The following is an 18,203-nucleotide window of genomic DNA, read 5'->3' as shown; positions in this document are numbered from 1 at the left end:
TCAGGCTTTCGGCTTCGCGGCGAGCATCCGGTCCAGCGCGATCTTCGCGGGCACGGAGACCTCGGGCTCGACGCTGATCTGATTGTTCACCCGTCCGGCGACCAGTTCCTCCAGCACCCAGGCCAGGTAGCCGGGGTGGATCCGGTACATGGTGGAGCAGGGGCAGATCACCGGGTCCAGGCAGAAGATGGTCCGGTCCGGGAACTGTGCGGCGAGCCGGTTGACCATGTTGATCTCGGTGCCGATCCCGATGGTGTCCCCGGGAGCGGAGGCGGCGATGAACTTCTGGATCGCGTCGGTGGAGCCTGCCGCGTCGGCGGCGTCGACCACCTCCATCGGGCACTCAGGGTGCACGATGATCTTCACCTTCGGGTCCGCGGCGCGGGCCGCGGTGATCTGGTCCACGGTGAACCGCCGGTGCACCGAGCAGAAGCCGTGCCAGAGCAGCACCTTGGCCTCGCGCAGCTGCTCCGCGGTGTTCCCGCCGAGGGCCTTGCGCGGGTTCCACAGCGGCATCTGCTCCAGCGGCACCCCCATGGCCTTGGCGGTGTTGCGGCCCAGGTGCTGGTCCGGGAAGAACAGCACTCGGTGTGCGCGCTCGAAGGCCCATTCCAGGACGGTCGCGGCGTTGGAGGAGGTGCAGACGATCCCGCCGTGGCGGCCGCAGAAGGCCTTCAGCGCGGCGGAGGAGTTCATATAGGTCACCGGGATGATCGGGACCTTGCCGGCGGCGTCGGGTGTGGTGTTCTCCGGGTCCACACCATAGGTCTCGCAGATCTCCTCCCAGGCGGTCTCCACCGAGGACTCATCGGCCATGTCGGCCATCGAGCAGCCGGCGGCGAGGTTGGGCAGGATCACCGTCTGCTCAGGGGCGGAGAGGATGTCGGCGGTCTCCGCCATGAAGTGGACCCCGCAGAAGACGATGGTCTTGGCCTCGGGCTTGCTGAGCGCGGCATTGGCCAGCTGGAAGGAGTCCCCGACGAAATCGGCGTGCTGGACCACCTCGTCGCGCTGGTAGAAGTGGCCCAGGATGACCAGCTCCTCACCCAGCGTCGCCTTCGCGGCGAGGATCCGCTCATGCAGCTCGGGCTCCGGCATCAGCTGGTAGCGCTCGGGCAGCTGCCCGGGACGCGAGACCGGGTCCGGGAGCCGGTCGGCCTGTGAGGAGCCGGGCCCATAGCCCGGCACGTTGTCGAAGTCCCAGGGCCCGGCGGCCAGCTTGGTGTTGCAGCTGTCCTTCGGGGTCAGGCTGATCAGGTCATGGACCGAGGCGGTCATGGTGTCTCCTGGATGGTGAGGGTGTAGCGGGTGCGGTGGGGGTTGGAACGGTAGAGCCGCGGCGGGCGGTGCGCGGTGCCGGTCATGCGCTCGCCGGTGTCTTCCACGGTGTCCTGCGCGAGGATCTGGCGGCGGAAGTTTGACGGATCCAGCGCCCGGTTCAGGATCGCCTCATAGACCCGGCGCAGCTCGGCGAGCGGGAACTTCTCGGGCAGGAAGGCGTGGGCGATGGGGGAGTAGGCGACCTTCGCGCGCAGCCGGTCCAGCGCGTAGGCCAGGATCACGCCGTGGTCGAAGGCCAGCACCCCGGCCTCCTCGGCGATGTCATCGGCGGGGAACCATTCCAGGTTCTCGCCCTCCACGGCGTCGGTGTCCTCGTCCTGGCGCACCAGGGCCCAGTAGACGTTGGAGACCACCCGGGTGCTGGCGGGGGAGCGGTCGACATTGCCAAAGGCGTAGAGCTGTTCCAGGTGCCGTGGGGCCAGCCCGGTGGTCTCCAGCAGGGTGGCCCGGGCCGAGCTGACCAGGTCCTGCTCGGGTTCCAGGGGGCCGCCGGGGAGCGCCCACTGGCCGAGGAAAGGTTCACGAATACGGCGCACCAACGGCAGCCAGAGCGTGAGCTCCCCGGTCTCCGGGTGCGGGCGCAGCGCGAAGACCACAGTGCTCACGGCGAGCTCGGTCTGCAGGTTCGACGGCGCGGCCATGGTGCGGCCTCCTTAAGGTGACAGTGACACTATGGTGCAGCTCATATGGTCACGTCAACCTGAAGGGGCCTCGTTGTCTGCTGACAGGTTCGTCTCGGCTCTCGACAGCGCCGCCAGGGGCTGGAACGATTGCGCTCATGCGTCAATACGTGGTGGTCGCCTGCAGCGCGGCCGTGGCCCTTGCGGTGAATATCGCGATGGATCTCTCCACCGATGTGCCGATGCTTCTCCGCTGGGCGGTAGTCATCGGGATCGCGATGGTCGTGACGGTGCTGCTCTCGCGCTGGACGGCGGAGCGCACACAGCGAGCCTCAGCCGCGCCTGGAGAGTCTCCAGAGCCGCTCAGCTAGGTCCGCCCTGCGCACTGATCCTTCAGTCAGCCAGTCCCGCTTCAACCTCTTCGAGGAACCCCGGGGTCTCAGTGAGCTGGCGCGCGAACTTGGTCGCGCCCTGAGGTGCGAGATGTATGGCGTCCCGGCTGTCGCCGTCCCCCCACCAGTCGCCGAACTCATCCACGGGGATCAGCTGAACGTCGTGCGGGGCGGTCAGGGCCTGGGCAGCATCCTGCCGGCGGGCGTCATAGTCTCGTCCTGCCTCCTCCAGATTCGCCTGGTGGACCGGGGTGTACGGAATCTCGAAGGCGAGGACCGTCACGCCATGACTGCGCAGCAGCTCCGTGGCGCGTCCGAAGTCGGCGACCGCTTCATCATGCACCGTTGGGAACCCAGGGAAACCTCTCTCCATCCGGGTATCGCTGATCTCCTGGGCCTCTGCGGCGCTGACGCCAGGGTGGATCATGAAGCCGTCGGATCGAAGCCGGCTTCCCTCTTTGATCCGCAGGCTGGTCTGCGCGGACTCACCGTCCTGGGCCCGCGCGATCTGGTCCCCGCCGGCGCGGAACCGGAACAACGGGTCAGCGTGATCGCGCTCGCACCTCGCGACGTCGGCGTCGCCCCAGGAGTCGCTGTGGGGCCGGTCGCATCCCTCCACCATCGATGAGAACGGCGACTTCGCGCCCTCTGTGGTGTAGAAATCGTCCCGCTCGGCCGCCCGGGTCGAGATGCCCATCAGCGCCACCGAGGGGGGATCCTCGAGACTGACCACGTATTGAGCGAGCAGCAGGTTCATGCCCCAACGAGCCCGGCTGCTCGCACCGTTGAACACGGAGACCTCGTCGCCGGTCGCGTCAGAGAGCAGATGTCCCAGTTCGGTGGGATCGAGGCCCTGCTGAGTCATGGAGTCGCCGAAGATGACCACATCCGGCGCCGGATCGGCGGCACGCAGGGCGTTGGTCATCGTCTCGAAGGCGCCGCCATGGGCCGGCGCCACGGGCAGCTGGTCCTGCACCGTCCATTCCTCCAGCTGCGCCGCCGTGACATCGGCGGTCAAGGACTCGTTGAACTTGAGGGTGGGGAAGTTGTCTTCCTCCGGTGCCCCGGTGGCACAGGCCGTGAGCGAGAACAACAGGGCAGCGCCCACGAGGGCAGAACGAGGACTTGGCATGAGCTCAGACTAGCAAGCACCTGACTTGGCCAGCGCTGCCCCGACGCGCTCGGGGAGGACATCCGCGCCGCTCTCGGCTACCCGTTCATAGATGCATGCTGTACACGGCGCGCACAGGAATGGGCCCGGCGAGGTCGTCCGCCACCCGGTGCATGCCGAGCTTCTGGGCGACTCGCTCCGAGGCGCGATTCTCCGGGTGCAGGATCGCCACCAGGTCGGTCTCCTCGGTGTGCTCGCGGGCGAACTCCAGGCAGGCGATCGCGGCCTCGGTAGCGTAGCCACGGTTCTGCCGCTGCTCCCGCACCCGGAAACCGACCTCGAGCTTGGGCGTCCCGTTCACGGACTGCCAGGTCAGCCCACAATCGCCGAGGAACTCACCGTCGAGCGTCTCGATGATCCAGAGGCCGTAACCGTGCTCCGCGCAGCGGCGCTTGTTCCGCTCGATCCACTGTGCAGCCTCCGCCCGTGATTTCGGCGCGGCGTAGTAGTGCATCACCACGGGGTCGCCGAGCAGCGCGGCCATACCATCGAGGTCAGCGTCGGTCATGACCCGGAACCTGAGCCGGGCGGTGTGCGGAGGGACGGGCATAAGGGCAAGAATAGGCGGAGACCTGTCAAAGGAGAGACTGCACATGGTGTTACCAGGATGGCTCGCCGACGGCGTGGCCAAGTTGCTGCAGCGAGCTCCCCGCGGTTCACGGCTGCCACCAGAGGTCGCCTTCGCCGATCTCCCCGCCACCACCGAGGAGATCGCCGTCCCCACCAGGCATGGGACGCTGCGCGCGATCCAATACTCCCCACCGTCCGGCGCAGCCGGGCGCGGGGTCTACCTGAACCTGCACGGCGGCGGCTTCGTGATTCGCCACCCCGAGCAGGATGACGCCCTGTGCCGTTTCATGGCCTTCCACGCAGGCGTCACGGTGATCAACCTCGACTACATCCCCGCGCCACAGTCGCGGTTCCCCGGCCCGGTGGAACAGGTGTACGACGTCGCCACCTGGGTGGCCTCACCGGAACGGCCCTGGGACGGAAGCAAGCTCGCCCTCGGAGGTCAGTCTGCGGGCGGCGCCCTGGCCGCGGCGGCGGCCCGGCTGGCCTTCGAAGAGGGAGGACGCCCGGAGGTCTTGTTGCAGGTCTTGATGTACCCGGCTCTGGACCTCAGCATCCCGGCAGCGCGGAAATGGTCACCGGGCCAAGAGAAGTTTCTGGTGCGGATGGGACCGGTGTTCAACTCCGCCTACTGCCCCGATGTCAGGCTGCGAGCCGATCGGCTCGCGTCCCCGGCCGGGGTCAAGGACACCGCGCCACTGGCGGGCATTGCACCGGCACTCGTGATCTCAGCAGAGCACGACGTCCTTCGCGACGAGGCCGCCAGATACGCGCAGCGGCTGCGCGCGGAGGACGCCTTGATCGACCATCTCGATCTCCACGGGGTGGGCCACGCGTTCAACATGGGCGGTGCCGGGCGCGAGGTCGTGGAGCCGGTGTACGAAAAGATCGCGGAATCGGTCAAGGCGGCGTTCGCCTAGCAGTCCCAGTTCCGGTCAGCTGCTTCGTTCCATCTCGATGACCGCGCTCCAGCCATGCGCTCGGATCGGCTCGCCAGCCTCGATCTGTCGCATCGCTATGCCATGTCCCACCGCTATTTCCGTCCATAGCGATGGGACATGGCATAGCGATGCGACAAATTGCCGCCGGGCTGTGACGGTGCACTCACGGCCTGCCCGGAATTCAACTCTCTACCCGCGGAAGCGTAGAGTCAGAGGCGTGAAGGAAGCAGATACCAAGCAGATCCTGGAGGAGGCCTTGTCTCGCCGCACCATCGCGGTGATCTCGCATCCCGATGCGGGCAAGTCCACATTGAGTGAGGCCCTGCTGCTTCACTCCAATGCCATCACCGAGGCGGGCGCGATCCATGGCAAAGCCGGTCGCCGCGGCACCGTCTCGGACTGGATGGAGATGGAGAAGGCCCGGGGTATCTCGGTGAGCTCCGCGGTGCTGCAGTTCACCGTCGGGGACGCGATCGTGAACCTGGTGGACACCCCCGGGCACGCCGACTTCTCCGAGGACACCTTCCGCGTGCTGGCGGCCGTGGACGCGGTGATCATGCTCATCGACGCGGCCAAGGGCATGGAAGCCCAGACCATGAAGCTCTTCGAGGTCTGCAAGGCTCGCGGTCTGCCGGTGATCACCGTGATCAACAAATGGGACCGCCCGGGCCAGGACGCCCTGGAGCTGGTCGATGAGATCCTCACCCGCACCGGGATGCGCTCGATGCCGCGCAACTGGCCCGTGGGCGACTCCGGGCACATGCTCGGGCTGCTGCACCCCGATGAGATGACCATGAACCGCTACACCCGCGCCCCCGGCGGTGCGAAGAAGGTCCTCGCCGAGAAGCTCTCCGCCGAGATCGCCGAGGCCGAGTACCCGGTCGAGTTCCAGACCGCGGTGGAGGAGTCCTCGCTGCTGGAGCTCGACGACGCGTTCTACGACCGCGAGGCCTTCCTCGCCCAGGAGGCCACCCCGCTGTTCTTCGCCTCCGCCGTGCAGAACATCGGCGTCGAAGAGCTGCTGCAGTTCATCATGGAGCAGGGACCACCGCCGCAGGCCCGCCCGGACGCCGAAGGTGCCCCCCACGAGCTGACCTCTGACTTCAGCGGCTATGTCTTCAAGGTGCAGACCGGCATGGACAAGGCTCACCGCGACCGGATCGCGTTCATGCGCATCTGCTCCGGGGTCTTCGAACGCGGCATGGTCGCCACCCACGCCCAGTCCGGGAAGCCCTTCCCGACCAAGTACTCCCAGCAGGTCTTCGGCCGCGACCGCACCACCGTGGACACCGCCTGGCCCGGCGACGTCGTCGGCCTGGTCAACGCCTCCACGCTGCGTCCCGGGGACACGCTCTTCGCCGGTCAGTCCGTGATGTTCCCGCCGTTCAAGCCCTTCGCCCCGGAGCACTTCCGGGTGGGCAAGACCGGGGACGCTTCCAAGCACAAGCAGTTCCGCAAGGGCGTCGAGCAGCTGGACCGCGAGGGCGTCATCCAGGTGTTCTACTCCGAGCGCCGCGGCCAGCAGCGCCCGGTGCTGGGCGCCGTGGGCCCGATGCAGTTCGAGGTCGTCTCGGCCCGGATGGAATCCGACTTCGGCGCCTCGGTGTCCTTCGACGCGCTGGACTATTCGGTCGCCCGCGACATCGACGCCGCGGCCGCCGAGATCCTCAACGGTCGCCAGGACTGCGAAGTCCTCTACCGCAGCGACGGCACTCCTGTGGCGTTGTTCAGAGACCCGTGGAGGTTGCGCACCGTTCAGCGCGACCATCCAAACCTGCTCCCGGATCCTCCGGGAAGCATCAACGCATCGGTCTCCGCACGGATGTGACCGATCGCCGAGGGCTGCGGGCACCCCATGCAGAACCCTCTTGGAAGGAACACCATGCACGCTGTCACCCGAGTAGAAGTCGTCGAAGCTGTCAAGACCGCATTCACGCTCACTGCTCAACCCACCGTCCCCAGGGATCTCGTCCAAGCCGCCACCGCGTCGGGAGCGCGGCCTGCGGTGGTCACCGTGCTTGCAGGCCTCGATGAAGACCTGCAGTTCCGCAGACTCCGCGAGCTCTGGGAGTACTTCCCTCATATGCCGGTCAACGCGATCGACGCCGGCTGAGGCCTGAGGTCGAGGCGCCTGAGCCGCCGGGGGAGGTTCCACGGCGGCCAGGGGCTGGCAGGCCCGCACCAGCGGCGTAGGCTCGATTCCATGGTCAGGAGTCACAGCACCGCAGCCATCGAACGCACCACCCGACGCGCTTGGGCGCAGTGGGTCACCGCCCTCGACGACGCCGGAGCTGCGGCCCTGCCGCACCGCGAGATCGCCGGGATCGTCTATGACCATATGCCCGAGGACGTGGAGAATCGTGGCTGGTGGGCCCAGAGCGTGGCGGTCGCCTACGAACAGCACCATGCGCTGCGCCGGCCGGGGGAGTCCCGGGCCGGTGAGTTCCAGGCCTCGGTCTCCAAGACCTATCCAGGAGACATGGATGCCGCGCTGCAGGCCTGGATCGGCCTGGTCCACGGACGTGACTCCTTCGGCGGCGTCACGGTCCAGGGCGAACCCGGCACCTCAGCGACGGAGCGCTGGCGATACTGGCGCGCCGGGCTGGTCGACGGCTCCCGGGTCGCGGTGACGATCTCGCAGAAGTCTCTGACGAAGTCCTCGGTGGGGGTCGGTCACACCAAGCTGGGCTCTCCCGAGGAGGTCGAACGCTGGAAGGCGGTCTGGCGGGAGCTGCTGGCTCAGCTCTGACCCGGCCAGCCTCGACTGGGCCGGCTCTGAGCAGAACCGAGCCCGCTCAGAACAGAACCCGGCCAGCTCAGAACAGGTGTGGCATCGCCTCGCGGAGCTTCGCCTCCAGCAACGGCGCCATGGATTCCACGTAGTGGTTCGAAAGGTGACTCTGGTCGTAGTACACCGCGATATTGCCGATCACCGCCGGGCAGATCTGCTCGAAACACAGGTGCTCGGTCATGTCCACGGTGAACAAGCCCTCGGGCAGGTCGGGTGTGGTGAGCGGGTTGGTGTCCCGGTAGCTGATCGGGTCCATCCCGCAGGCCTCGGCGTCCCCGTCCTGGGCGAGACAGTCAGCCACCGAGTCCTCGCGCCGCGGGGTCCCGCGCATCAGCAGCACCTCGGAGCCGCGGTCCATGATCTGCTGCCACTTCTGCGGGGCCCCTGGCTGGATGTTCTCCGGGCTGCCGTCGTTGGGCACCCGGGTGCCGGCGGTGAACACCAGGTCCGGTTCGCGCTCGGAGACCACGTCGAGCAGGTTGAGGTTCCATTCGTGGCACTGGTTATTCTCGGGGTCCGAGGCCTCCGTGAAGATGCAGGCCGACTTATCGGCGATCAGCAGCTCCCAGTTGTTCTGCGCCGCCAGCATCCTCCAGGCGTGGTGCCACTGCCCCGCGTGTGAGCCTCCGGTGATCATCACGGTCAGGTCCGGGTCAGCGGGTCTGTCCGGGTCTACGCACACCAGAACCTCGCCGCGGCCCGGCCCGTCACCGATCTCCTGTCGGCATCCCCAGTCGTAGTAGTCCGGCCGGCTCTGCGCCAGGGTCTGCAGATCGGGGACGAAGTCCACGTTCTTCGGGGCATCGGTGTCGGCCAGCGTGGCCAGTGCCCCCGGATAGTCCTGATGATCAAGCTCCGCCAGGGACGGGGCCCCGCTGCGCTGGAGATCGATCTGGTGGATGGCGTAGCTGCTCGCGGAGCCGCCGATCAGCAGCACCGTCGCCGCCATCGCCAGGGGCACTCGCAGGGAGATGCGGGCGGAGACGCGGGTCACCGGGCGCTCCACCCACCGGTGGGTCAGCACCGCCAGCACCAGAGACGCGGCCAGGACGATCATCGCACCACCGACCCCCAGTCCAGGGCGCTCCCTGATCTCGAGGTAGAAGATCAACAGCGGCCAATGCCAGAGGTAGAGGGCGTAGGCGCGATCGCCGACCCAGGTGAAGAGGTGCGCCGAGAGCACTCGGGTCGCCGTCGCGACGGGGTCCTTCGCACCACCCCCGGGACCGGCGGCGGCCAGGACAAGTGCCATGCCCAGCAGTGGCCACAACGCCCACGGGCCGGGGAACAGCGCCGCACCGTCGAGCAGGAATCCGGTGGTGATGATGAGGGCGACGCCGGCCCAGCCGGCCGGTCGGCGCCAGCGGCGCGGCAGCGTCAGTGTGGAGCCCAGCAGCGCCAGCAGCCCACCGAAGCCGAGTTCCCAGAAGCGGGTCCGCGTCATCAGATACGCCTCGTCCTGACTGACCCCGCCCATGTAGACGGCGTAGCCGAACGAGACCACGACGATGAGGCCGGTCATCACCCCCATGACCAGGATCGGGCTGCGTCCAGCCCGTTTGGCCAGGAGCACTGCTGTCAGCGCCACCAGGGGCCAGAGAAGGTAGAACTGGCCCTGCACGGAGAGCGACCAGAAGTGCTGGAAAGGGCTCGTCTCTGGACCGGCGGCCCCGTAGCTCAGCTGCGAGCGGATCAGCTCGAGGTTCTCGAAGTAGAGCAGGGAGGCCCGGGCCTCGGATAGAAGCTGAGCATGCCGGGTCTCTGGGAACAGGAGCAGCCCGGCCAGTGTGGTGACCAGGATGACCAGCGCCGCCGCCGGAAGCAGCCGTCTCGCGAGCCGTGCCAGGTACCTGCCCACGCGGATCGTGCCGCCGCTCTCGACTGCTTCGCGCAACAGCATGGCGGTGAAGAGGAACCCGGAGATCGCCAAGAAGATGTCGATGCCGCCGGAGACTCTGCCCGCGCCGAAGAGGTGGAAGAGCACGACTCCGAGGATCGCGAAGCCGCGCAGACCGTGGATCTCGGGTCGATAACGGCGTTCCGGGGCCGCCCAGGAGGCGTGGCGGTCAAGGGGTGGAGCGTGACCGCTCGCGGGTGGGGGTTGGCGCAAATGGTCCTGCCTAGATCGATCCTGACGGTGCTGAGGCGTTGGCCGAAAGGTTCTGCAGGCCAAAGAGCTGTGACTCAGTGCACCTCAAGTGGTTCGATTGCGCAACTTCAGGCCGAGGGTCGCATGACGCGCTGAGCAGGGATGAGTGACTCGTCCTCAGCTCTCAGTCAGGCCAGGGAGCTGACCTGTCCGGCAGGGTGCCAAGTCTGACTCGGGGTCCGCCGGCCTACGGCGTGGCCCCGGCCTGATAGCGCCCCAGGGTGGCATCGCAGAACTCGTAGAACCGGCCCTGTTCGATGCTGGCCCGGATGTCGTCGACCATCTTGATGGTGTAGTGCTCGTTGTGGATCGTGCACAGCGTGTTGTAGAGCATCTCCTTGGCCTTGAACAGGTGATGCAGGTAGGCCCGGGTGTAGTTCGCGCAGGTGTAGCAGCTGCACTCGGCATCGATGGGGGAGAAGTCCCGTTTGAAGCGGGCCTGCGGAATGTTGTAGCGACCGTCGGGATGATACACCCGACCGGTGCGCGCCACTCGGGAGGGCGAGACGCAGTCGAAGGTATCTGCGCCGTTCTCGATCGCGGTGAAGAAGTCCTCGGGCTCAGAGATGCCCAGCAGGTGGCGTGGCTTGTTCTCCGGGAGCTCCTCGGCCATCCAGCCCACGATGGTCCCGAGGTTCTCCTTGTCCAGGGCCCCGCCGATCCCGAAGCCGTCGAAGCTCTGCCCCTCGATCTCCATGGCGCCGAGATCCTTCGCGGCCTTGCGGCGCAGATCCTCATACTGGGCCCCCTGCAGCACCCCGAAGAGCGCCTGGTAGGGACGGTGGCTGCGTTCGGCGGTGAGGCGGCCGTGCGCCGAGAGGCAGCGCTCGGCCCACAACCGGGTGCGCTCCAGGGAAGTCTCCTGGTACTCGCGGGTGTTGAACAGCGTGGTCAGCTCGTCGAAGGCGAAGATGATGTCCGCCCCGATCTCGTGCTGCAGCCGCATCGAGATCTCAGGGGTGAATCGGTGGGTGGAGCCGTCGATATGGGACTTGAACGTGACGCCGTCGTCGTCCACCAGTGCCAGGCGGACCTTCTTTGGGGCGACGGCCGCGTCGTCGGGGACCACCGAGGAGTCCATGGTGATGACCTTCTTGAATCCCGCGCCCAGGCTCATCACCTGGAACCCGCCGGAGTCGGTGAAGGTGGGCAGCGGCCAGTTCATGAACTTGCCCAGTCCGCCGGCAGCGTCGATCACGTCGGTGCCGGGCTGCAGGTTCAGGTGATACGCATTGGCCAGGGCCGCCTGGGCGCCTATCTCGAGCATCTCCTCGGGCCGGACGGTCTTGATCGTGGCCTTGGTGGCCACCGGGATGAACGCCGGGGTCTTGATGTCCCCGTGGGGAGTGCGGATGGTACCGGTGCGGCCCAGCGCCCCCTCGATCCGAGACTCGACCTCGAAGCTGAAGGACTCGCGGTTCGCCTGCGGGTGGGCGGCCTCCTGTTGTGGGGCCTTTTCCTGCGGAGCTTTCTCCTGCGGAGCGGCGGAGGGGGTCTCGGTGTTCAGCTGATTCGGCACCCGCCCAGTCTAGGCCAGGGTCCTATGCTTATCCGGTGCCTCCCCTCTCCGCCCTGACCACCGCCCTGACCTCGAGGCTCGCGCGTGTCTGGCGCGAGACCGCGCTGATCCTTCCCGGGATCGCGCTGGCGCTGATCATCGCGATCGCCGCACATCGGCTGATCGCCGAGCTGATCCCGGTGGTCTCCGGACTGCTGATCGCCGTGCTGGCCGGGATCGCGCTGCGCAGCCTGGGCTGGGTACCGGCCTGGGCGGAGCGAGGCCTCGGCTGGGCGGCCAAGACGCTGCTCCGCGCGGGCATCGTGCTGCTCGGACTCCAGCTTGCCCTGGGAGACCTGCTCGGCCTGGGCTGGCAGGTGCTCGCCGTCGTGGTACTCGCCGTCGGGGTGACCTTCTTCGGCATGCTCGGTCTGGGGCGGCTGCTGGGTGCCCCGCGGGGAATGACCACACTGCTGGCCACCGGAACGGCGATCTGCGGCGCCTCGGCGGTTGCCGCTGCCGCAGCGGCGATCGACCGCGGTGACGGCAAGGACGACGACGGCGCCCCGGTGCAGTCCGCGGCCGCGGCCGCGGTTGCCGTGGTCACCCTCTACGGCACCCTGGCGCTGCTCGCCCTGCCCGCGCTGGGAGCTCTGCTGGGCCTCGGTGAGGAACAGCTCGGTGTCTGGATCGGCGCCAGCATCCACGAGGTGGGGCAGGTGGTCGCCGCCGGGGGAGTGGTCGGTGCCGCGGCGCTGGCCACCGCGACCCTGGTGAAGCTGGCCCGGGTGGTGCTGCTGGCGCCGGTGGTGGCCGGGATCAGCCTGGCCGGGCGTCGTCGTCGCATCACCGCCGACCATCAGGGCGGGGGGCGGCGGCCGCCGCTGATCCCGCTCTTCGTGCTCGGCTTCCTCGCGATGATGCTGCTGCGCTCGGTGACCGACCTGCCCGCACCCACCCTTGACTTCGCGGCGGACGTGACCACGATGCTTCTGACCACCGCAATGGTCGGCGTCGGGGCCTCGGTGGACCTGCGACGACTGCTGCGTGAGGGTGGCCCGGCGCTGCTTCTCGGCGCCGGCGGCACCGTGCTGGCGGTGGGGACCGGGCTGGTTTCGGTGCTGCTGCTGGTGAGCTGATCTCGACACCCATTCGAAACTATGTTCGAATAGCTTCATGAGGTGGCAGGGACAGGCAGTGCAGGAGAGTGAGGGCACGGCTCTCATCCCGCTCAAGGGGCTCATGCGCTCGGTGCGCACCCCGGAGTTCGAAGGAGTGACCTTTCACGAGGTGGCGGCGAAGACCGCGCTCAACAAGGTCCCGGGCCAATCGAACATGCCATTCTCCTGGACCGTGAACCCCACCCGGGGGTGTCTCCACCAGTGCGTCTACTGCCTGAGCCCGGAGACTCTGATCCTCATGGCGGACGGTCGTCAGAAGCCGCTGCGCGACGTCCTGGTGGGCGACACCGTCGTCGGCACCAAGTTCGACGGCAAGTACCGCCGATTCGTCCGCTCGGACGTGTCTGCGAAATGGGGGACGGAGAAGCCTGCTTTCCGCGTCACGCTCCGTGATGGGACGGAGATCGTGGCCAGCGGGGATCATCGGTTCCTGACAGAGCGTGGGTGGAAGTACGTGGCTCGGCCGGAGGGTGGCTCGCAACGCCCCTCTCTGACGGTGAACAACCGACTCATGGGGTTCGGCCTTGGCATGTCTCCCGAGCTGTATACAGAGCCGGAGGCGACTGCGGTCGAGGCGACGCTGTTGGGAAGTCTGGTGGAAACCCGCGACGCTCTGAGCATCACCCACATCGAAGCGCTGGGCCGAACTGAGGCTCTGATCGACATCACGACCAGCACCGGTGACTTCATCGCCAACGGGGTGATCAGTCACAACTGCTTCGCGCGCAAGACCCACGAGTACCTCGACCTTGACGCTGGCCGTGACTTCGACACCCAGATCATCGTGAAGACCAACGTCGCCGAGGTGCTCCGCGCCGAGGTGAATCGGCCCTCGTGGAAGCGCGAGCACGTGGCGCTGGGGACGAATACCGATCCGTATCAGCGCGCCGAGGGCCGCTACCAGCTGATGCCCGGAATCATCCGGGCGCTCGCCGATTCCGGGACGCCGTTCTCCATCCTGACCAAGGGGCCGCTGCTCAAGCGAGACCTCCCGCTGCTCCAGGAGGCGGCCAAGCAGGTGTCGGTCTCTGTCGCAGTCTCCCTGGCGGTCATGGACCCGGAGCTGCAGCAGAAGGTGGAGCCGGGAACGCCTGACCCGCGGGCGCGATTGAACCTGATCCGCTCCATCACCGACGCCGGGCTGGACTGCTCCGTGCTCGCCATGCCCATCCTGCCCTGGCTCACCGACGGCGAAGAGCGCATCGACACCCTGCATGCCGCACTTGCCGAGGCCGGCGCCAGCTATGTGACCACCGGTGCGCTGCACCTTCGCCCCGGCGCCCGCGAGTGGTTCATGGCGTGGCTGGCCCGCGAGTATCCCGCCCTGGTGGCGAAGTATCGCCGGATCTACGGCGGCGGCTCCTACGCGTCGAAGGAATACCGGCACTGGCTGGCCGACTCCGCGCGCACCGCCCGGCGTCGCCATGGCTTCGACAAGCCCGCAGACCTGATGTGGCGGGAGCGGAAGGACCCGGACTCCCCGGTGCCCGGCGAGACGGCGTCCAACCAGATGGTGCCCAACCAGGGGGCGCTGACCACCGCCGCCGCGGCGCCGAGTCAGCCGGCGCTCTTCTGAGTGCGCCCATCCCGTAGTCTGGTTTGCATAAGCAACTAAAGCGACGGATGGATGTCTGCTCGATCCTCGCACCGACGCCTCAGGAGTGCCCATGACGTTCACCCACGCCGAGACCTTCACCACCCGGCCCACGCTGGAGGGCCACTTCGGAATGACCGCCTCCACGCACTGGCTCGCCACCGCCTCCTCGCAGGCGGTGTTGGAACGGGGCGGCAACGCCTTCGACGCGGCGGTGGCCGGTGCCTTCGTGCTGCACGTGGTGGAGCCGCACCTCAACGGTCCAGGCGGTGACATGGTCGGGATCTTCGCCACCGCCGGGGCCCCTTCGAACCCGCAGGTGCTCATGGGCCAGGGTCCGGCGCCCGCCGGAGCCCTGATCCAGCACTACCGGGCGCTCGGACTCGAGAACGTCCCCGGCGCCGGTGCGCTCGCGGCCGCCGTCCCGGCCGCCGTCGACGCCTGGCTGGTGCTGCTGCGCGATCACGGGACCTGGGATCTCGCCGAGGTGCTCGACTTCGCCATCGGCTACGCGGAGCACGGCCATCCGATCCTGCCCGGCGCGGTGCGGGCGATCCGCGCCGTCGCCGAGCTCTTCCAGGAGCACTGGCCGACCTCGGCCGCCCTGTGGATGCCCGAGGGAAAGGTCCCCGAGCCGGGACAGATCATCCGCAACCCCGAATACGCGCTGGTTCTGCGCGAACTCATCGCCGCCGGTGAGGGCGCCTCGGGACGTGTCGCGCAGATCGAGGCGGCACGGGGGGAGTGGAAGACCGGACGGGTCGCCCAGGCGGCGGCGGAGTTCGTCAAGACCCCGCACCGGCACTCCGACGGCGGCGATTACGCCGGGGTGATCACCGCCGAGGACTTCGCCTCGCACAGCGCTGGCTACGAAGACCCGGTGTCCATCGAATTCCGCGGATACACCATCGCGAAGTCCGGCCCCTGGGGCCAGGGTCCCGCGCTGCTTCAGGCGCTGAAGATCCTCGAGGGCTACCCGGACGAGCAGCTGGATCCCGGCACCGAGACCGGCGCCCACCTGATCCTGGAGGCGCAGAAGCTGGCCCTGGCCGACCGTGACACCTACTACGGAGATGTCCCGGTGAACCTGAAGCATCTGCTCTCAAATGCCTACGCGGCCCAGCGCCGCGAATTGATCAGCGAGCACGCCTCTGCTGAGTTCCGCCCGGGAGAGGTTCCCGGGCAGGAGCAGGTGCTGCCGGCGCTGGTGCACGTGTCCGATGCGGCCACGGGCGCCGGAGCCGGCGAGCCGACGGTGTCCAAGTCCGGGGAGACCAAGGGTGATACCTGCCATCTGGACGTGGTGGACCGCTGGGGCAACATCGTCTCGGCGACCCCCTCCGGGGGATGGCTCCAGTCCTCGCCGGTGATCGAGGGGCTCGGCTTCTGCCTGGGCACCCGGCTGCAGATGACCTGGCTCGATGAACGCTCCGCCTCACGGCTGGAACCGGGCAGGCGTCCGCGCACCACGCTCACGCCCACGCTCGTGCTCAAGGGCGGCGCCCCGCTGATCGCCCTGGGCACCCCCGGTGGGGACCAGCAGGATCAGTGGCAGCTGCCGATGCTGCTGCGCATGCTCATCGGCGGACACACCGCCCAGCAGGCCATCGACGCACCCACCCTGCATACGACGTCGATGCCCGGCTCCTTCTGGCCGCGCGCCTGGGAGCCCGGCGGGGCCGTGGTGGAGGACCGGCTCGGTGCCGAGCTCATCGAGGGGCTGCGCCGACGGGGACACCAGGTGACCACGGCCGGAGACTGGGCGCTGGGCCGGCTCTCCTGCGTCACGCGGGACCCTGAGACCGGGCGGCTGCGCGCCGCCGCCAATGCGCGCGGCGCCCAGGGTTACGCGGCGGGACGATGACGCGGGCCCCTGGTGCGGATGCCGCGGACTTTGGCAGGATGACCCCATGAGCATCATCAAGATCAACGCCATCACCGTCCCTGCCGACTCCGGCGACGAGCTCGGCAAGCGGTTCGCCGCGCGCCGCGACTCCATGGAAGGCACCGAAGGCTTCGAAGGGTTTGAGCTGCTCAAGCCCACCGATGACCGCCACACCTGGCTGGTCATCACCCGGTGGGCCAGCGAGGAGGCCTTCGAGAACTGGCGCACCTCCCAGGACTTCCAGAGGTCGCACAGCGGTGGCGAGGCGCCCGCCGGTGAGGCGCCGAAGAAGCCCGTGGGCATGTCCGCAGAGCTCTGGAGCTACACCACCTCGGTGACCGGCTAGGTGGAACCGGTGGGATGCTGGTAATCTAAATCGGTCAGTTGCTCGAGGAACTCAGGTCTTCGAATTGCACAGCTGGCGGGCCTCCGTAGCTCAGGGGATAGAGCGTTGGTTTCCGGTACCAAAAGTCGTGGGTTCGATTCCCGCCGGGGGCACAGAGAGAAATCAGGTCCGCATTCTTGTCACAACAAGGATGCGGACCTTTTTCGTGCCTGCGGATCGGTGCTGCCGTCACCTCGGCCATGCGGCCGGCATGTCAGAGGGTCATGAGAGTCTCAGGACGGTCAGGAGGAAAGCGGGCGGGACGCCGCTGCTGCCACCCGCCGATCCTGCTCTGAACCCCAGTCTCCCAACAGATCGGACACCGATTGCTATGAGCATTGAGAACTCCTCTGCACCGGGACCAGCGGAAGACGCCGCCGCAGACCTGATCGCCCAGCTAGCCCACCGCGGTCAGGTGGACAAGGCAGGCAATCCCTACATCGACCATCCTCGGCGCGTGGCCGGGATCGTGCGCGCCAATGGCTATGGACCCCCGTACAGCACCGTCGCGCTGCTGCATGATGTCGTCGAGGACACCGAGGTGACGCTGACCGACCTGCGGGCCGCCTTCGGTCCCACCGTCAGCGAGCCCGTGGACCACCTGACCCGACGAGAAGCGGAGGCCCCCGAGGACTACTACGCCCGGGTCCTGCTCAGCGAGGTGTCACTGGTGGTCAAGCATGCCGACATCCAGGACAACACCTCTGCGGAGCGTCTCGCCGCACTGGACTCGGCGACCCAGGAGCGGCTGACCGCGAAGTACGCCAACGCCGTGGCGCACCTCGGCGGACCGAAGCTTCCCTCGCGAGATTCAGAACCCCTCTAGTCTGGAACGATGACTTCCGCATCCCCTCCCGCCGAAGAAGACGAGCGCGGACCTAGATCCAAGCGGCGGCGTACCTCGGCCGCAGCCGGCGAGCTTGCCGAGACCGCCAGCGGCAGAGCATCCGAGGAACGAGCCCGCGAGCTGGAGGAGCGGTGGGAAGACCGGCTGGCCTGGCCGGTGCTCATCGCCGCCGTGATCTCGGTGCCCGCTGTCTTCCTGACGCTGCTGGACGAGCCTTTCGAGATGATCGGGCACGTGGGGCTCTGGGTCACCAGCGTGGTCCTGATCTTCGAGACCATCGTGCTGTTCCTGGTCTCGCCCAAGAAGATCGACTGGCTGCTCCGCAACTGGTGGCTCGTGGGCCTGAGCGTGCTCGTCATCGTCGGTGTGGTCTTCAGCATCGGCCCGATGCAGCTGCTTCGGCTGCTGCGCAGCGTCGGTGCGCTGCGGGTGCTGCGCGCCAAACAGGTGGCCAAGGCGGGTCACTCGCTGCAGAACGTCGGAGCGTCGCGGTGGTGGCGGCGCCTGGGCACGATCCTGGCTACATTCGTGGTGACCGCGTTCGTCGTGGTGGCACTCGTGGACCCCGAGTCCCCGGCACGGTCGTTCTTGGATGACCTGGTCGGCGAGGAGTGGGCCATCCCCACCGCCATCGGCGCCGGGCTCCTGCTCTTCGGTGCGACCTACCTGCTGGTGCGTCAGCCCCGCGGCGAGGCGGAGGACGACGGCGCAGCAGGCGACGAGGGTGATAGTGACGGCGCAGAATACGCGGACCTGGAGGGCGCAGACCGCGATGGCGCGTCGTCAGATCCTGAGCAGACCCTGGGTCGATAGGCCGAGGAGCAGGCCGGTCGTGCCA

At 67.8% G+C, this 18,203-nt stretch carries 17 protein-coding genes and 1 tRNA gene; 12 read left to right on the top strand and 6 right to left on the bottom strand.

The features are described from left to right. Both nadA and EV640_RS07050 read right to left on the bottom strand, forming a co-directional pair. On the bottom strand, positions 1–1,278 hold the full coding sequence (gene nadA, locus EV640_RS07055) for a quinolinate synthase NadA (RefSeq protein ID WP_133726146.1): 1,278 nt from the start codon (positions 1,276–1,278) through the stop codon (positions 1–3). After that, positions 1,275–1,982, bottom strand: a complete 708-nt coding sequence (locus tag EV640_RS07050; RefSeq protein WP_133726145.1) for an NUDIX hydrolase — start codon at positions 1,980–1,982, stop codon at positions 1,275–1,277. The genes nadA and EV640_RS07050 overlap by 4 nt, the downstream gene beginning before the upstream one ends. Positions 1,983–2,119: 137 nt before the next feature. Between EV640_RS07050 and EV640_RS07045 the strand changes: the two genes are divergently transcribed. Next, positions 2,120–2,332 (top strand): DUF7987 family protein, encoded by a 213-nt coding sequence (locus EV640_RS07045; RefSeq protein ID WP_036476486.1) that lies wholly within the window; start codon positions 2,120–2,122, stop codon positions 2,330–2,332. 22 nt (positions 2,333–2,354) lie between these two features. Here the strand turns inward: EV640_RS07045 and EV640_RS07040 are convergent, their stop codons facing one another. Further along, positions 2,355–3,485: an SGNH/GDSL hydrolase family protein gene (locus tag EV640_RS07040; protein ID WP_133726144.1), complete on the bottom strand. Its 1,131-nt coding sequence runs from the start codon at positions 3,483–3,485 to the stop codon at positions 2,355–2,357. An 85-nt stretch (positions 3,486–3,570) separates the two neighbouring features. Further along, positions 3,571–4,074, bottom strand: a complete 504-nt coding sequence (locus EV640_RS07035; RefSeq protein WP_036476482.1) for a GNAT family N-acetyltransferase — start codon at positions 4,072–4,074, stop codon at positions 3,571–3,573. Positions 4,075–4,117: 43 nt separating this feature from the next. Here EV640_RS07035 and EV640_RS07030 point away from each other — a divergent pair, with 43 nt between their 5' ends. The 4 genes from EV640_RS07030 to EV640_RS07015 all read left to right on the top strand — a co-directional run bounded on the left by EV640_RS07030 (position 4,118) and on the right by EV640_RS07015 (position 7,784). Further along, entirely contained in the window at positions 4,118–5,014 is an 897-nt protein-coding gene (locus EV640_RS07030) for an alpha/beta hydrolase fold domain-containing protein (RefSeq protein WP_036476480.1), read from the top strand. Between the two features lie 238 nt (positions 5,015–5,252). Continuing rightward, positions 5,253–6,863 (top strand): peptide chain release factor 3, encoded by a 1,611-nt coding sequence (locus EV640_RS07025; RefSeq protein ID WP_036476479.1) that lies wholly within the window; start codon positions 5,253–5,255, stop codon positions 6,861–6,863. A 54-nt stretch (positions 6,864–6,917) separates the two neighbouring features. Further along, positions 6,918–7,148: a hypothetical protein gene (locus tag EV640_RS07020; RefSeq protein WP_036476477.1), complete on the top strand. Its 231-nt coding sequence runs from the start codon at positions 6,918–6,920 to the stop codon at positions 7,146–7,148. A 90-nt stretch (positions 7,149–7,238) separates the two neighbouring features. Next, positions 7,239–7,784 (top strand): hypothetical protein, encoded by a 546-nt coding sequence (locus EV640_RS07015; RefSeq protein ID WP_036476475.1) that lies wholly within the window; start codon positions 7,239–7,241, stop codon positions 7,782–7,784. A 67-nt stretch (positions 7,785–7,851) separates the two neighbouring features. Here the strand turns inward: EV640_RS07015 and EV640_RS07010 are convergent, their stop codons facing one another. Both EV640_RS07010 and tgt read right to left on the bottom strand, forming a co-directional pair. Next, complete coding sequence (locus tag EV640_RS07010) at positions 7,852–9,936, bottom strand: acyltransferase family protein (RefSeq protein WP_166645880.1); 2,085 nt, start codon at positions 9,934–9,936, stop codon at positions 7,852–7,854. Between the two features lie 226 nt (positions 9,937–10,162). Further along, the gene (tgt, locus tag EV640_RS07005; protein ID WP_243832254.1) at positions 10,163–11,494 is read right to left on the bottom strand and encodes a tRNA guanosine(34) transglycosylase Tgt; all 1,332 of its coding nucleotides are present in this window, start codon (positions 11,492–11,494) and stop codon (positions 10,163–10,165) included. A gap of 35 nt (positions 11,495–11,529) precedes the next feature. On the opposite strand from tgt, the gene EV640_RS07000 reads away from it, so the two are divergent. The 7 genes from EV640_RS07000 (at position 11,530) to EV640_RS06970 (ending at position 18,178) form a co-directional block, all read left to right on the top strand. Next, a complete protein-coding gene (locus tag EV640_RS07000) occupies positions 11,530–12,612 on the top strand; it encodes a putative sulfate exporter family transporter (protein ID WP_051501318.1) in 1,083 nt (360 codons plus the stop codon). A gap of 37 nt (positions 12,613–12,649) precedes the next feature. Beyond that, positions 12,650–14,230 carry an Rv2578c family radical SAM protein gene (locus tag EV640_RS06995; protein ID WP_133726141.1) on the top strand — a complete coding sequence of 527 codons (1,581 nt, stop codon included), beginning with the start codon at positions 12,650–12,652 and terminating at the stop codon, positions 14,228–14,230. Between the two features lie 91 nt (positions 14,231–14,321). Continuing rightward, positions 14,322–16,112, top strand: coding sequence for a gamma-glutamyltransferase family protein (locus EV640_RS06990; protein ID WP_036476471.1), 1,791 nt, complete (start codon positions 14,322–14,324; stop codon positions 16,110–16,112). A 46-nt stretch (positions 16,113–16,158) separates the two neighbouring features. Next, positions 16,159–16,479, top strand: a complete 321-nt coding sequence (locus EV640_RS06985) for an antibiotic biosynthesis monooxygenase family protein (RefSeq protein ID WP_036476469.1) — start codon at positions 16,159–16,161, stop codon at positions 16,477–16,479. 79 nt (positions 16,480–16,558) lie between these two features. Next, positions 16,559–16,631, top strand: a tRNA-Arg gene (locus EV640_RS06980). Positions 16,632–16,849: 218 nt separating this feature from the next. Next, a complete protein-coding gene (locus EV640_RS06975; protein WP_051501317.1) occupies positions 16,850–17,344 on the top strand; it encodes an HD domain-containing protein in 495 nt (164 codons plus the stop codon). 9 nt (positions 17,345–17,353) lie between these two features. Then, entirely contained in the window at positions 17,354–18,178 is an 825-nt protein-coding gene (locus EV640_RS06970) for an ion transporter (RefSeq protein WP_200869324.1), read from the top strand. Positions 18,179–18,203: the final 25 nt, after the last annotated feature.

This window comes from Nesterenkonia aurantiaca (assembly GCF_004364585.1).
Classification (GTDB): Bacteria; Actinomycetota; Actinomycetes; order Actinomycetales; family Micrococcaceae; genus Nesterenkonia; species Nesterenkonia aurantiaca.
Note: the sequence above shows the minus strand (reverse complement) of the source record. Positions and strands in the feature narration are given on the sequence as shown.